The organism is Pantoea sp. SGAir0430 (assembly GCF_043549295.1).
In genome coordinates this window covers 2,528,617-2,543,551 of record NZ_CP039427.1, presented here as the reverse complement: position 1 = coordinate 2,543,551, position 14,935 = coordinate 2,528,617, and the positions used below count along the sequence as shown (strand labels likewise).

The window sequence follows — 14,935 nt, the reverse complement described above, 5'->3', positions numbered from 1 at the left end:
TAACCGATGCAGTCCATTATAACCCTCTATTTTATCGGGCTTTTGCTCACTTCCCTGTGTGTAATGTCTTCTGCACCTTCGCAGCAGAGCAAAGGGGTTTTAACTGAGGAAATAACGCGTTATGAAAGGTTTTAAACTCACCCTCGCGTGGCAGATTCTGATTGCCCTGATTCTCGGCGTTATCGTCGGAACCGTGCTGCATAATCAGCCAGACGATCGTGAATGGTTAATCACTAACATTCTTACTCCTGCCGGCGACATCTTTATTCATCTGATCAAGATGATTGTGGTGCCGATTGTTATTTCCTCACTGATTGTCGGCATCGCCGGCGTGGGTGATGCGAAAAAGCTCGGGCGGATTGGTGTGAAAACCATCATCTATTTTGAAGTGATTACCACCATTGCCATTGTGGTCGGCATCACGCTGGCCAACGTATTCCAACCCGGCAGCGGCATTGATATGTCAACGCTGGCAACGGTGGACATCTCTAAATACGAAGCCACAACGGAAGCGGTGCAGGGTGCGCCACATGGCCTGGTGACCACCATTCTGTCGCTGATCCCGCAGAATATTTTCGCCTCACTGGTCAAAGGCGACATGCTGCCGATTATCTTCTTCTCGGTACTGTTTGGCATGGGACTGTCGGCGCTGCCGTCGGAGCATCGCGATCCGCTGGTGACCGTATTCCGTTCCATTTCCGAAACCATGTTTAAAGTGACGCACATGATCATGCGCTATGCGCCGGTCGGGGTGTTTGCACTGATTGCCGTCACCATTGCCAACTTCGGCTTTGCTTCGCTCTATCCGCTGGCCAAGCTGGTGCTGCTGGTGTACGTGGCGATTCTGTTCTTTGCGTTCGTGGTGCTGGGTGCGGTGGCGCGCTTCTGCAAGTTGCGTATTACCACCCTGATGCGCATTCTGAAAGATGAGCTGATTCTGGCGTATTCCACCTCCAGCTCAGAGACCGTACTGCCGCGCATCATGCAGAAGATGGAAGCCTACGGTGCGCCGAAGGCGATCACCAGCTTCGTGGTGCCAACCGGCTATTCGTTCAATCTGGATGGTTCAACGCTGTATCAGAGCATTGCGGCGATCTTTATCGCCCAGCTGTACGGCATTGACCTGTCGCTGACCGATGAAATCATTCTGGTGCTGACCCTGATGGTGACGTCGAAAGGCATCGCAGGTGTGCCGGGCGTCTCGTTTGTGGTGCTGCTGGCCACGCTGGGCAGCGTTGGTATTCCGCTGGAAGGTCTGGCGTTTATCGCCGGCGTCGACCGTATCATGGACATGGCGCGCACCGCGCTCAACGTCATCGGTAACGCGCTGGCGGTGCTGGTTATTGCCCGCTGGGAAAACCAGTTTGATACCAAACAGGCCGCCGCCTACGAGCTGCAGCTGCGCACGCAAAATGCCAGCTAAGCGACACGCTCTCTGACTGAACCCGCCTTCTGGCGGGTTTTTTTATGTCCGCTGCCGCAAAAGGCAAAAAAATTGACCTGAGCAGGAGGAATTAACAATTCTATATGATATATAGTTTCAAGAATAAATTATTCCTGAAGGGAGCGAACATGAACATTGATCTGAGCCAGATGATCACCGAGGGCCGCAACCCGGCGAGCCAGAACATTGACGAGCTGAACACGGAAGCGATGCTGCGCGTCATTAACGATGAAGACAAAAAAGTGGCGCTGGCGGTGGAAGCTATCGTGCCGCAGATTGCTGAGGTGGTGGATGCCATCACGGCGGCATTCAGCCAGGGCGGACGTCTGATTTACTGCGGTGCCGGGACCTCCGGCCGTCTCGGTATTCTCGATGCCAGCGAATGCCCACCCACGTTCGGCACGCCGCGCAGTCAGGTGGTCGGGCTGATCGCCGGCGGCCATACCGCCATTTTACAGGCGGTGGAAAACGCCGAGGACAACCGCGAGCAGGGCGCGCAGGATTTAAAAGATATCGACTTTTCGGCGCGCGATGTGCTGGTCGGCATTGCTGCCAGCGGCCGCACGCCTTATGTGCTCGGCGCGCTGGCCTGGGCGAAGCAGCAGGGCGCCTTCACCGCCGCGCTGACCTGTAATCCCAACAGCGCCATGTCGCAGGCGGCGGACGTCGCCCTGACGCCGGTGGTAGGCCCGGAAGTGGTCACCGGCTCGTCACGCATGAAAGCCGGCACCGCGCAGAAGCTGGTGCTCAATATGCTGACCACCGGCGCCATGATCCGCAGCGGCAAAGTGTACGGCAACCTGATGGTCGATGTAGAAGCCACCAATCAGAAACTGGTGCAGCGGCAAATCAACATCGTTAAGCAGGCCACCGAATGTGACGATGCCCGCGCACAGCAGGCGCTGGCAGCGTGCGGCGGCCACTGTAAAACCGCCATTGTGATGATACTGGCGGACCTGAACGCCGATGACGCGCAGGCGCTGCTGGCGCAGAACCACGGCTTTATCCGCCAGGCATTACACCACGCAGGAGCGCAATGATGGCGGCGATCACTGAAAGCTTATTGCGCGATATCCTGCAGGCGGTCGGCGGCGCTGGCAACGTCGTGCACTGCGGTAACTGCATGACGCGTCTGCGTCTGACGCTGGCCGATGCCTCGCGGGTCGACAGCGCCCGGCTGAAAACGCTGCCCGGCGTGCTGGGCGTGATTGACAGCGATGCCCAGCTGCAGATTGTGCTCGGCCCTGGCAAAGCGCAAACTGCAGCGGAAAAAATGCAGGCGATGCTGAACAGCGCCACGCCAGAGGCGGCGGGCGATCTGCACAGCATCGCCAGCGCGCAGAAGCAGCAGATGAAAGCGAAGCAAACCAGCGCGCTGCACCGTTTTCTCTCCTGCTTTGCCACCATTTTTACCCCGCTGATCCCGGGTTTTATCGGTGCCGGATTGCTGCTGGGGTTTGCCACGCTGATTGAGCAGGTGTTTCATCTTAATCAGCCCGGGGAACACGCCCGCTGGCTGCTGGATACCGTGGCTTATATGAAGGTGTTCGGTAAAGGGTTGTTCACCTTCCTCAGTATCTTAATCGGCTATAACGCGCAGAAAGCGTTTGGCGGCACCGGCGTGAACGGCGCGATTATCGCCTCGCTGTTTGTGCTGGGGTATGTGCCGAACGCGACCGTCGGCTATTACAGCGGCATGCAGGATTTCTTCGGCCTGACCATCGATCCGCGCGGCAATATTATTGGCGTGCTGCTGGCGGCGATATTTGGTGCCTGGCTGGAGAAACAGCTGCGCAAAATTATCCCGGATAATCTCGATATGATCCTTACCTCGCTGCTGACGCTGTTAATTACCGGCGCGGTGACGTTCCTGGTGATCATGCCGATTGGCGGCGAGCTGTTTAAAGGCATGTCGTGGCTGTTTATCCACCTGAACAATAACCCGTTCGGCTGTGCCATTCTGGCCGGTTTATTCCTGATTGCGGTGATGTTCGGCATTCATCAGGGCTTTATTCCGGTCTATTTTGCGCTGATGGAAACCCAGGGTTTCAATTCGCTGTTCCCGATACTCGCCATGGCCGGAGCCGGTCAGGTCGGGGCCTCGCTGGCGCTGTGGTGCAAAGCCGACAAGCATTCGCTGCTGCGCAGCCAGATTAAAGGCGCCATCGTGCCAGGCCTGCTGGGCGTCGGTGAGCCGCTCATCTATGGCGTGACGCTGCCGCGTCTTAAACCGTTTATCACCGCCTGCTTCGGCGGTGCGTTGGGCGGCTTCTTTATCGGACTGGTGGCGTGGCTCGGCCTGCCGGTGGGCATGAACACGGTGTTTGGCCCGTCAGGACTGGTGACGCTGCCGCTGATGACCTCTTCGCAGGGCATCTTTGCCGGTATGGCGGTCTATCTGGTGGGGCTGATCGTGGCGTGGATCGGCGGCTTCGTCTTTACCTGGTGGGGCGGCACCAAAAACGTCGATTTAAGCTAGAAAAGCCTGCGCGAGCAGACCGTCAAGAGGTCTGATGTCATTAAATGGATGATTTTGCTGCAATTGGGGGCTGGCTCACAATTGCAGCATTTCGTTAGCGCTGCTTATTATTGAGCGTGAGAATTATCACCCGTCCAGACTTTACTGGAGTGGCTGAAGATAAATCACATAATATTAATGCGTTATCCCTATAAGCCTTATTTAAAGCAGGGTTATAGCCTTTCATTTTCTGCGAAATTCTTATTTCATTCCGATAAATATCTCCGGGCTCGCTTTTGATCTGTGCAGCCATAAAGTCTATATAAGCAACAGCTTTCTCCTGATTTTCACGCATCAGCGGCACCCTCTGTGCCCATAATTAACCACTTGATTCGTTTTGTGAAAATAGAGTTCGCCCATCTGCCCCTTTGTTCTTTTTTTCGCTGTGCTTTCACAGCGTCGCTGATTGCTTGTTACTGGAGGTTGTATGAGATTCACCCGGAATCCCATTGCGTTAGGGATCGTCGCTGCGCAGGCGGTGTTTTATTTCCCCGTCGTGGGGGAAGCGGCAACACTGGGCGCGTATAATCCGCGCGATAACGACCAGCAGAGCGGCGCGCTGATCGTTAACGGCGGCAGCGCAACCTTAACCGGTAATCAGGCGTTTGAGCCGGGCATTGACGGGGCGGTCAACACCACGCTCGGCCAGGTGACCATCGCGGCGGGCACACAATACCTTAATCAGGCACGTCTCGATCCCGGTCCGCAAAACCTCGCCATCACCGTGCCGGATCCCACTACCGGCGGCAACACCACCTTTCAGGTGTTTGATTCCGCCAGCCTGGTGGCGCAGGCACCGGTTACCGCCAGCACGGTGGTGCCGGATCTGCAAAACGTGAATGACAATCAGTATATCGACGCGCGTATCGCCGACGTCAGTGGCAGCGGCAGTTCGCTGGATGTCAGCATTGGTCAGGCTAACGCCAATAGCAGCGCCAGCACCAACGCCTGGACCATGGCGGCCAAAAACACCACGCTGTTTCAGGTCAGTAACGGTGGCACCCTCAACTGGAACAACAACAACCGCATCACCTTCAACGGTTCTGCGGCCAACGTCTCCGGCGGCCAGGTGACCGACAGCCTGGCGGTACAAAACCTTGCGACCTATAACGGCAGCTTTAGCGTGCAGACGCTGGATGGCAAAACCACCGCCTTCAACGTCACCAATGCCAGCCAGCTGCAAAGCTACAATAACTGGCTGGTGAGCCAGCTGCAGGCCGGCAATCTCGCGCCGGCCAGCTACCTCAGCGCGTTCAATCAGGCGGTCACTATCACCAACGGCGATATTGTCTATAACGTCAGCGCCACTGCGCCGGATGAAGTGACGCAGCCGATAGGTAGCCGCGTGGTGATCAATGCCGAAGGCGCCGGTTCGCAGGTCACTATCGCCGCCGGTAAAACGCTGGAAGTGGTAGGGGCCAGCGATGGCGCGGTACGCGTGGCCAATGGGGCCAATGCTACCATCGACGGGAAACTGGCGAGCCGCGGCACCGCGCTGGCGCTGGATGGCGCGACGGCTACCAACAGCAGCAGCGGCGTCATCAACGGCGGCTTCCTCAACCGTATTGATGGCACCGGCGTCGGCGCGGCCAGCAACAACGCCACGGCGGTAACGGTGCAAAACGGCGGTGATTTCACCAACAATGGCGTGCTTAACCTCGGTACCACCGGCAGCAATCTGACCAACGGCGTGGCGGGCATCCGCCTTGATGCCAATGCGCAGGCCGCTAACAGCGGCAATATCAACGTGGGCGTCAACGGTTCCAGCGCGCGTGGCACCACTTCCGGCGTGCTGCTCACCAGCGACAGCAGCCGATTTACCAACACCAGCGGCGGCACGATTTACCTCGGGCGAGGCGCGCAGAACAGCCTGAGCGACAACGTGGCGGAGACAGCCCTGAACCAGAGCGGGCTGACCAGCGGCATTGCGCTGCTGGCCAACGGCAGCGCCACCAACGACGGGGCGATTGTGATTGGCTCGCGCGTACAGAACGCCGCCGGGATGTCGGTCAGCGGTGCCAGCAATGCCACGCTGATCAACAGCGGCACCATCGACGTCAACGGCAGCGCCGCGCGCGTGCCGCGCGAGAACGTCGGCATGCTGGTCACTAACAGCAACGGTACGCTGGAGAATCGCGGCACCATCAACCTCAATGGCGTTAACGGCACCGGCCTGAAAGTGCTGGCCACCAGTGGTAACAGCGCCGCCGCCAGCTCCACCGGGACCATCAACGTGGCGGGCGGAGCCGATCCGGCCAGCGGCACGCGCAACTTTGGCGTATGGGTGGAAGGCCAGGGCAGCGGCACTGCCGCAGCAAACGTGGACGGGCCGATTAACCTCACCGGCAACGGCGCGATTGGCGTGCACGCGCGCGGCAACGCCACGGTTAACGTCACGCAGAATGCCATTCCCCGCTTCAGCACCGGCAGCAATCAAATTGGTTTTTTTGCCTATGGCCCGAATGCGCTGATCAACGTAGACGATAACAACGCGTTTGACGTCACCACCACTAATTCGACGCTTTTCCGCATCGAACAGGGCGCGACGTTTGACGGGACTAATACCACGCTGACCGCCTCCGGCGCGGGTGCGGTGGCGGTGAACGGCACCGGCGGTGGCGGAACATTGGTGAAGACCAACAACGCCACGATTAACGTCAGCGGCACCGGCGCCACCGGCGTCAATATCGAGGGCGGTGCGCAGGGCAATATTGACGCGGCGACCACCATTACCCTCAGTGGCAGCAACGCCACGGGCGCGATTGCCGACGGGCAGAAACATACGCTGACCGGTGCCAACAGCCGTGCGCCGGTCGCCAGCACGCGGCTGACCTCCGCCGCAGAACTCAATTCGGCGCAAAACGGCATCACCGGCTATCTGGCGCGCAACCGCGCGCAGCTCAGCAACAGCGGCAACATCAACTTCAGCGGGGCCAATACCACTGGCCTGCGCGTGGAGAGCGGGGCGACCGGCAGCAACAGCGGCAATATCAGCATCAGCGACGGCGGCACCGGTATCGCGGTGAACAGCGCGGGCAGCACCTTCACCACCATCGCCAGCAACAGCGGCAACATCGACGTCAATGGCGGCAGCACCACCCGCCGTTCGCGTGGCGTCAGCGCCAGCGGTAGCCAGGCGGTGGCGAACCTCAACGGCGGTACGTTCACGCTCAACGGCAGTGGTGCCATCGGCGCCGAAGCGCTGGATGGTGCGCTGGTGAATATCGCCGCCGGATCGACGCCGATCTTTAACAATAGCGACCAGATCGCCTATCACGCTGCAGGCAACGGTTCGCGCATCCGCGCCGCCACCAGCGCGCTGGATGTCAGCACGCGTGGCTCGACCGGCTACCGCCTTGACGACGGCGCGGCACTGAGCTTTAGCACGCCGAACAGCCTGAGCGCCAGCGCCGCCAGCAGCACCGGCGTGATTGTCTCCGGCAGCGGCAGTAGCCTCAACAGCGCCAACCTCAATCTGACCGCCAGCGGCGAGGAGAGCACCGCCGTGCGCGTCGAGGGCGGCGCAGCGGCAACGCTCGACGGCAGCAGCACCATCACGCTCAGCGGCAACAACGCGGTGGGCGTGCTGGTGAATACCTTGCGCAGCGATCTCAGCAATGTGCTGGACGGCAGCGCTGCCGCCACCCGCGTCACCAGCAATGCCCGCATCAGCGGCGCTGGCAACGGTGCCGTGGGTTTCGACCTGACCAACGGCGCGGAACTCGAGAACAATGGCGCAGTGACGCTGACCGGCAGCAACAGCATCGGCATGCGCTCGCGCGCCGGCAGCACGCTGACCAACAATGGCGTGGTTAACATCAGCAGCGGCACCGGGTTAGATGTCGGCGGCAACGGCACCACGCTGGCACAGGGCGGCAGCATCAATGTCGATAACGGCGTGGCCGGCGTGCGCATCAGCGACGGCGCGCAACTGGCGCTGACCGGCAGCGATACGCTGATCACCACGCGCGGCACGGCGCATGGCATTTTGCTCGACAGCGGCGCGGCGGCGCTCAGCGCGCGCGACGCCACCATCAACGTACTGGGCAGCGGCAACGGCATCGAAAACCGCGCGGAGCTGGACAACGTTAGCCTGAGCAACCTGACGCTTAACGTCGGCGATGGCAACGGCATCCGCACTGCCGTCGCGTTCGATCCCGCCTCCACCGTGACCACCAATGTATCCGGCAGCGGTAACGGCCTGACTATCGCCAACGCCGATGGATCGACCACCGGCGGCGATCTGACGCTGGGTTCGGGTTACGTTTTCAATGTCACCGGCGCCGGCGGCACCGGGATTCGCGCCAACACCACGGGAAATATCTTCACCGCCGCCAGCGTCAATATCACTAATGCGGCAGGCGGTTCGGCGCTGGTCTCCAGCACCGCCGGCACCATCGTCAACCGCGGCACACTGCGCTCCAGCAGCCTGACGGCGCCGGTGGTCGATCTGCGCGGCGGCAAAACGGTATTCGAAAACCTTGGCACAATCGTAACCGCCACGGCGCAAAGCGTGGCGGTGGCGGGCAGTAACGCCGACGATGTGATTTTGCTGACCCAGGGTGACGTGCTGGGCGACATCAATCCTGGCGGCGGCAGCGACACGTTCCGCTGGACCGGCGGCACGCTCAACGGCAGCCTGACCATGGGCGCAGACAACAACAATATCGCCGAGGTCAGCGGCGTCGATCTCAGCACTACTTACCATCTCACCAGCGGCAACGGCACCGGTAACAGCCTGACCTTCGACCAGATTACGGCGCGCGGCGGCAGCTTCAGCGCGGATGACCTGAGTAAAGGCGTTAACCTCGGCAGCGGCTGGAGCATCATTAACTTCGCGGATAGCCGCTGGACGCTGACCGACAACCTGCAGCTGGCGCACAGCACCATCAACATTGATGGGCGCTCAACGCTGTACGCCGGTGACAACGTGCATCCCACACTGGCGGGCGGCACAGCGGATTCGCTGCAGGTGAATAACAGCGGTACGCTGGACCTCACCAATGGCGGCGGTTCGCCAGGTAATACGCTGGACATCAACGGCTCGCTGGCGTCGATGGGCGGTCAGGCGAATCTGGTGACGCGCCTCAATGACGGCGGCGCGCTGAGCAACCAGTTCACCGACCACATCAACGTCAGCGGTAACGCCAGCGGCACCACGCTGCTCAACGTCAGGCTGGATGCGGCAAGCAGTGCGGCGCTCACCGATCGCAACCGCAACGGCGGCATTGAGGGCAATGAAGGCATTTCGCTGGCGCAGGTGGGCGGCAACGCCGGCCAGAACAGCTTTGCGCTCAGGGATGGCTATCTCGGTGCCGGACCGTGGCAGTACCGGCTGTACAGCTTCGCGCCGGGCAGCAGCGATCCGGCGCAGCGCCTGCTGAGTGGCAGCGGCAACAATTACTGGGATTACCGGCTGGCAAACTACTACGTGTGCGAGGACAGCGACAGCTGCCAGCCAGCGCTGGTGACCAGCGGATTTGGTACGCCACAGCGCTACGATGCGCGTCCGGCGGTGGTACCGCAGGTGCCCTCGTACATTTCGGCACCGGTTGGCCTCGCCTATTACACCGCCGCGATTATTGATGACCTGCACAAGCGTCTCGGCGAACTGCGTCACGAGCAGACGCGCCCGGCGGGTAACGGCGGTGAGATGTTTCTGCGCTATATCGGCTCGAACCTGAAATACAAAAGCGACCGCAGCTTTAGCGATTACGGCTACGGGTTTGATCTCGATTACAGCGCGGTGCAGCTTGGCGGCAACCTGCTGCATCTCGACGGTGAGCAGGACAGCCTGCGCGGCGGCGTGGCCTACACGCGCGGCAATACGCGCATCCGTCCGCAGGCGGCAGACGGTTACAGCAGCACCAGCTTCGATAGCGACAGCCTGGCACTGTACGGCACCTGGCAGCGCCAGAGCGGCTTTTATCTCGACGGTGTGCTGTCGTTTGACTGGCATCGTGGTGAAACCGACATTGCGCGCCAGCAGCGCGAGGCAAAGCTGAAGGGCCACGGCTGGACCGCCTCGCTGGAGAGCGGTTATCCGTTTGAACTCGGCGAGGGCTACAAGCTGGAGCCGCAGGCGCAGCTGATGTACCTGAAACTGAACATGAATGATTTCACGGATGAGGACAATAACCAGGTGCGCTATGGCGATTGTCACCAGACAATTGGCCGTCTCGGCGCGCGTCTCGACCGCAGCTGGACCGATGACAGCAACCGCCAGTACACGCCTTATCTGCGCGCGAATTATTACAAAGGCTGGGGCGGCACGGCGCAGACATCGGTGTCGGCTGCCGATAACCCGGCGCTCGGCGCCAGCTTCAGCAGCGGTAATTTTGGCCAGATGTGGGAAGTGGGCGCTGGCGGCACGGTGACGCTGCAGCAGGATGTGTCGCTGTACGCCGAAGCGGATTACCGCAAGGAGATCGACGGTAACGGCGCCAGAGGCTGGCGTTACAACCTCGGCGTGCGCTGGCAGTTCTGACAGTATATGCACATGACGCGGCCGCCGTGAACGGCGACCCTACAAGAATGGGGCATGTTGCGGGATGCGCAGGGATGCGGTCGCCGTGAACGGCGACCCTACAAAATGGGGCATGCTGCGGGATGCGCAGGGATGCGTTCGCCGTGAACGGCGACCCTACGAGAATGGGCATGTTGCGGGATGTGCAGGGATGCGGTCGCCGTGAACGGTGACCCTACAAAATGGGGCATGCTGCGGGATGCGCAGGGATGCGGTCGCCGTGAACGGCGACCCTACAAGAATGGGGCATGCTGTGGGATGTGCAGGGATGCGGTGATGGCACGTTTTTCTGTAGGGTGCGCATTCATGCGCACCGCTGCCGACACTGCGTTCAGCCAAAGCTCGATCTCATTTACCCTAAATGATTTTTTATCGATCCCGCCCGCGGCCAGAACTGTGAAGCGCCGCGCACTCCGGCTTTATTAAGAACAAAAATTAAATAGCCGCGCTAAAGCCAGGCCATTGTGCTGCCGAAAAGGTAAAAAAGTATTATCGATTTCTCTTCAGCCTGCGTTTTGCAAGGACTCACACATGCGTAATAACCAGCCCATCACCCAGCGTGAATTCGTCTTCGACGATCGCGCCACGCTGATGTCGACCACCGATCTCAACAGCCACATCACCTACGCCAACGACGCCTTTATTGAGGTCAGCGGATTCAGCCCGGAGGAGGTCAACGGCCAGCCACACAACATGGTGCGTCATCCGGATATGCCGCCGGAAGCGTTCGCCGATATGTGGAGCACGCTGAAGCAGGGCGAACCCTGGACCGCGCTGGTCAAAAACCGGCGCAAGAATGGCGATCACTACTGGGTGCGCGCCAATGCCATTCCGGTGGTGCGCGAGGGCAAGCTGCAGGGCTATATGTCGGTACGCACCAAACCGTCGTCGGAGGAGGTCCGTCAGTGCGAGGCGCTGTACCGTGATTTTCGTGAAGGACGTGCCAAAGGGCGTCGCTTCCATAAAGGGCTGATTGTCGGCAGCGGCTGGCGGCGACTGACCTCAGTGCTGAAAACGCTGCCGCTGCGCTGGCGCATCCGCAGTACGCTGATCGCGCTGCTGCCGTTGTCGGTGCTGAGCGTCTGGCTGCTGGGCATGGCACCGCTGGCGATCGGCTGCTTCAGCGGCGGCATGGCCGGGCTGCTGCTGCTGGCCAGCCTGTGGCTGGAGCAGCAGATCTCGCGCCCGATGGAGCGCATGTGCCGCCAGGCGCTGAGCGTGGCCACCGGCGCCAGCCACAAAGTCGAGCACATCGATCGGGTGGATGAGATCGGCATGACGCAGCGCGCTATCGGCCAGCTGGGTCTGATGTTCCGCTGGCTGGTGGATGACGTCAGCGGCCAGGCGATCAATGTCCTGAGTGCCAGCGACGCCATCGCGCGCAGCAATGATGAACTGAGCCGTCGCACCGAGCAGGCGGCGGCGAACGTGCAGCAAACGGCGGCGACCATGAACGAAATGACCGCCACGGTCAAAAGCAATACAGAAACCGCCAGCGAAGTGAATACGCTGTCGGCCAGCACCAGCGCAGCGGCGATCAAAGGCGGTGAAGTGATGCAGGAGATGGTCGGCATGATGGCGGAAATTGCCGACAGCTCGAAGCGTATCGCCAACATCACCAGCGTGATCGACGGCATCGCTTTCCAGACTAATATTCTGGCGCTGAACGCGGCGGTGGAAGCGGCACGTGCCGGTGAGCAGGGTAAAGGCTTTGCGGTGGTAGCGGGCGAGGTGCGCAGTCTGGCACAGCGCAGCGCCAAAGCCGCCAGCGAGATCAAAAACCTGGTGGAAACCAGCGCCGGCCGCGTGCAGTCGGGCAGCGATCACGCCGATGCGGCCGGCCACACGATGCAGGCGATTGTCGATCAGGTGCAGAATGTCACCGCCCTGATCGCGCAAATCAGCGCGGCGACGGCCGAACAATCCATCGCGCTGAGCGAAGTCAGTAGCGCGGTGGAGGATCTCGACGACATCACCCATCAGAACGCGGCGCGCGTGGCGGAAGGCGCAGAAGCCTCCGGCCGAATGGCGCATCAGGCCAACCGGCTGGTTGAAGCGATCAGCGTGTTTCGCTAAGTTTCACGACGCTTCACGTCCGGCGCGCAGTGCGCCGGGCGGTGTGCCGACAATGCGTTTGAAGGCGCGACTGAAGGCGGCCAGTGAACCGTAACCGAGGTGGAACGCCACGCTCTCCACCGCTTCGCCATCGTTAACTATGCGCTCCACCGCCAGACGCATGCGCAGTTCGGTAAGGTAGCGCAGCGGCGTCATGCCGGTGGCGTTTTGAAAGCGCGCGGCAAACACCGAGCGTGAACTGCCGGATTCGCGCGCCAGCCGCTCCACCGTCCAGTTTTCGCCGGGCGCGCGGTGCATGGCCGCCATCGCCAGGCTGAGGCGCGGATCGCGCAGGGCCTGCACCAGCCCGCTGCCCTGACCACAGCCATTCTCCACCCAGCCCCGCACAATTTGCGCCGCCACCACATCGGCCAGCCGCGACAAAATGCCGGCAAAGCCCGCTTTGCGCTGACGTGTTTCACGCTCCATGGCATCCAGAATCGGCTGGATTTCCGGGTATTGCGCCAGCAGCGTGCTGACCAGCATCACGTCAGGCATGGTATGCACCAGCGGCTGCATGCCGCCCAGCTCAAACGCCATGCAAGCGCTGAATAAAATCACATCGCTGTCATCCGGGCAGGCATCCGCATCCGGCGCATCGTTGATGGCGCACACGCTGTCGCAAATGGGTTTGCTGTTAAACGTAGCGATCGGCACGCACACCGCATCTTCTCCGGAGATCAGCGCGTGCGGCTTACCGTGCGGAATCAGCAGCGCATCGCCCGCCTGCAGCGGATAGACGGTGCCGGAAGCGGAGCGAATCAGCAGCGAGCCGCGGCCAACAAAGTGCAGCTGCGCCTTGCCCGGCGCGTCATCATATTGCAGGCCAAACGGCGCATGCAGCGCGATGCGCTGATATTTGACGCCGTACAGGCGCATGCCCATCAGCAGTTCGCTGGTCAAATCTTCATAGCGGCTCATACAATCCAGACGAATTATCAAAAAACAAAGTTTCTGTATCATAGATCGTCTTGCGTCGTCTCTCTATGCTTACAGCCTGATATTTTGTGATGGGGATCGCAGATGAGTCTGGATACTGAAGTAGTGGAAACAAGCATTGCGGTAGAGAAACCCGCATGGGGCGCGGTGTTCGCCATGGCGTTTGGCGTCTTCGGCCTGATCACCGCAGAATTTCTGCCGGTGAGCTTGCTGACACCGATTGCCGACTCGCTGCGCGTCAGCGAAGGGCAGGCGGGCCAGACGGTCACGGTTACCGCGCTGGTGGCGCTGCTGACCAGCCTGGTGATTGGTAACGTCACGCGCCGCCTCGACCGCCGCCTGGTGATGCTGGCGTTCACGTTGCTGCTCATCGCCTCGGCGCTGCTGGTGGCGTTTGCCGAAAATCTGCCGATGATTTTACTGGCGCGCGTGCTGCTCGGCATGGCGATTGGCGGCTTCTGGACGCTGTCGACCGCCATTACCATGCGGCTGGTGCCCGCCGATCAGGTGCCGCGCGCGCTGTCGATTGTGTTCAGCGGTATTTCGCTGGCCACCATTATTGCCGCGCCGCTGGGCAGCTATCTTGGCGGGCTGATTGGCTGGCGTAACATCTTCCTGCTGACCGGTGTTTTGGGCGTGCTGGCGCTGTTCTGGCAGTTCTTCACCCTGCCGTCGATGCCGCCGGAGAACAAAGCGCGCAGCGGCGGCGTGCTGGACCTGCTGCGTCAGAGCGTGATGCGCTGGGGCATGCTGGCGGTGATCATGATGTTTACCGGCCATTTCGCCTTCTTTACCTATCTGCGTCCGTTCCTGGAAACCAGCGCGCAGCTGAATGTGAATCAGCTGTCGCTGGTGCTGCTGGCGTTCGGCGTGGCGAACTTCTTCGGCACCTCGCTGGCCGCGTGGCTGGTGACGCGCAGCGTGTCGCTGACGCTGACCGGCATGGCGCTGGTGATGAGCGTGACGGCGGTGCTGCTGGTAAGCTTTGGCCACGTCTCCTGGCTGGTGGCGAGCGGCGTCGCGCTGTGGGGGCTGGCGTTTGGTTCAATGCCGACTGGCTGGTCAACCTGGCTGTCGCGCGCGGTGCCGGACGACGCCGAATCGGGCGGTGGGCTGCTGGTGGCCACTATTCAGCTGGCGATCACCGCCGGTGCGGCAGCCGGTGGCTGGATGTTCGATCTGCAGGGCGCGGGCGGCGTATTCCTTGCCAGCGGCGTGCTGATGCTGCTGGCCGCCATCACCATCTTTACCCGCGTGCGGCATCACGGTTAAATCCGTTTACCGCCATCAGGCGCGCCGCGACACGCTTCAGGGTGTGTCGCGGCGCCGCTTTTGCCGCGTATGCCTGGTCTCACCAATCACAGCAATAAATCCTGCCTTTTAATCAAATCGT

8 protein-coding genes are annotated in these 14,935 nt (G+C 60.9%); 6 read left to right on the top strand and 2 right to left on the bottom strand.

What is annotated here, in order from left to right; translation table 11 throughout:
- Positions 1–121 precede the first annotated feature (121 nt).
- The 3 genes from gltP (at position 122) to murP (ending at position 3,923) form a co-directional block, all read left to right on the top strand.
- Positions 122–1,423 carry a glutamate/aspartate:proton symporter GltP gene (gene gltP, locus E7738_RS12130; protein WP_021507820.1) on the top strand — a complete coding sequence of 434 codons (1,302 nt, stop codon included), beginning with the start codon at positions 122–124 and terminating at the stop codon, positions 1,421–1,423.
- A 149-nt stretch (positions 1,424–1,572) separates the two neighbouring features.
- Positions 1,573–2,484 (top strand): N-acetylmuramic acid 6-phosphate etherase, encoded by a 912-nt coding sequence (gene murQ, locus E7738_RS12125; RefSeq protein ID WP_058780882.1) that lies wholly within the window; start codon positions 1,573–1,575, stop codon positions 2,482–2,484.
- The gene (gene murP, locus E7738_RS12120) at positions 2,484–3,923 is read left to right on the top strand and encodes a PTS N-acetylmuramic acid transporter subunit IIBC (protein ID WP_021507818.1); all 1,440 of its coding nucleotides are present in this window, start codon (positions 2,484–2,486) and stop codon (positions 3,921–3,923) included. Before murQ ends, murP begins: the two co-directional genes overlap by 1 nt.
- Positions 3,924–4,017: 94 nt before the next feature.
- On the opposite strand, the gene E7738_RS12115 is transcribed toward murP, so the two are convergent.
- A complete protein-coding gene (locus tag E7738_RS12115; RefSeq protein ID WP_155519911.1) occupies positions 4,018–4,257 on the bottom strand; it encodes a hypothetical protein in 240 nt (79 codons plus the stop codon).
- 132 nt (positions 4,258–4,389) lie between these two features.
- On the opposite strand from E7738_RS12115, the gene E7738_RS12110 reads away from it, so the two are divergent.
- Both E7738_RS12110 and E7738_RS12105 read left to right on the top strand, forming a co-directional pair.
- On the top strand, positions 4,390–10,449 hold the full coding sequence (locus E7738_RS12110) for an autotransporter outer membrane beta-barrel domain-containing protein (protein ID WP_394515678.1): 6,060 nt from the start codon (positions 4,390–4,392) through the stop codon (positions 10,447–10,449).
- A gap of 570 nt (positions 10,450–11,019) precedes the next feature.
- Positions 11,020–12,564: a methyl-accepting chemotaxis protein gene (locus tag E7738_RS12105; protein ID WP_394515677.1), complete on the top strand. Its 1,545-nt coding sequence runs from the start codon at positions 11,020–11,022 to the stop codon at positions 12,562–12,564.
- Positions 12,565–12,567: 3 nt separating this feature from the next.
- Here E7738_RS12105 and E7738_RS12100 read toward each other — a convergent pair whose 3' ends face one another.
- Entirely contained in the window at positions 12,568–13,524 is a 957-nt protein-coding gene (locus tag E7738_RS12100; protein ID WP_021507815.1) for an AraC family transcriptional regulator, read from the bottom strand.
- 102 nt (positions 13,525–13,626) lie between these two features.
- Between E7738_RS12100 and E7738_RS12095 the strand changes: the two genes are divergently transcribed.
- Positions 13,627–14,814 (top strand): MFS transporter, encoded by a 1,188-nt coding sequence (locus E7738_RS12095; RefSeq protein WP_058757539.1) that lies wholly within the window; start codon positions 13,627–13,629, stop codon positions 14,812–14,814.
- Positions 14,815–14,935 lie beyond the last annotated feature (121 nt).

Excerpts from the sequence above, each read along its gene's own strand:
- murP (WP_021507818.1), top strand. The coding sequence starts at position 2,484 with ATGGCGGCGATCACTGAAAGCTTATTGCGCGATATCCTGCAGGCGGTC.
- E7738_RS12110 (WP_394515678.1), top strand. The coding sequence starts at position 4,390 with ATGAGATTCACCCGGAATCCCATTGCGTTAGGGATCGTCGCTGCGCAG.
- E7738_RS12095 (WP_058757539.1), top strand. The coding sequence starts at position 13,627 with ATGAGTCTGGATACTGAAGTAGTGGAAACAAGCATTGCGGTAGAGAAA.
- murQ (WP_058780882.1), top strand. The coding sequence starts at position 1,573 with ATGAACATTGATCTGAGCCAGATGATCACCGAGGGCCGCAACCCGGCG.
- gltP (WP_021507820.1), top strand. The coding sequence starts at position 122 with ATGAAAGGTTTTAAACTCACCCTCGCGTGGCAGATTCTGATTGCCCTG.
- E7738_RS12115 (WP_155519911.1), bottom strand. The coding sequence starts at position 4,257 with ATGCGTGAAAATCAGGAGAAAGCTGTTGCTTATATAGACTTTATGGCT.
- E7738_RS12105 (WP_394515677.1), top strand. The coding sequence starts at position 11,020 with ATGCGTAATAACCAGCCCATCACCCAGCGTGAATTCGTCTTCGACGAT.
- E7738_RS12100 (WP_021507815.1), bottom strand. The coding sequence starts at position 13,524 with ATGAGCCGCTATGAAGATTTGACCAGCGAACTGCTGATGGGCATGCGC.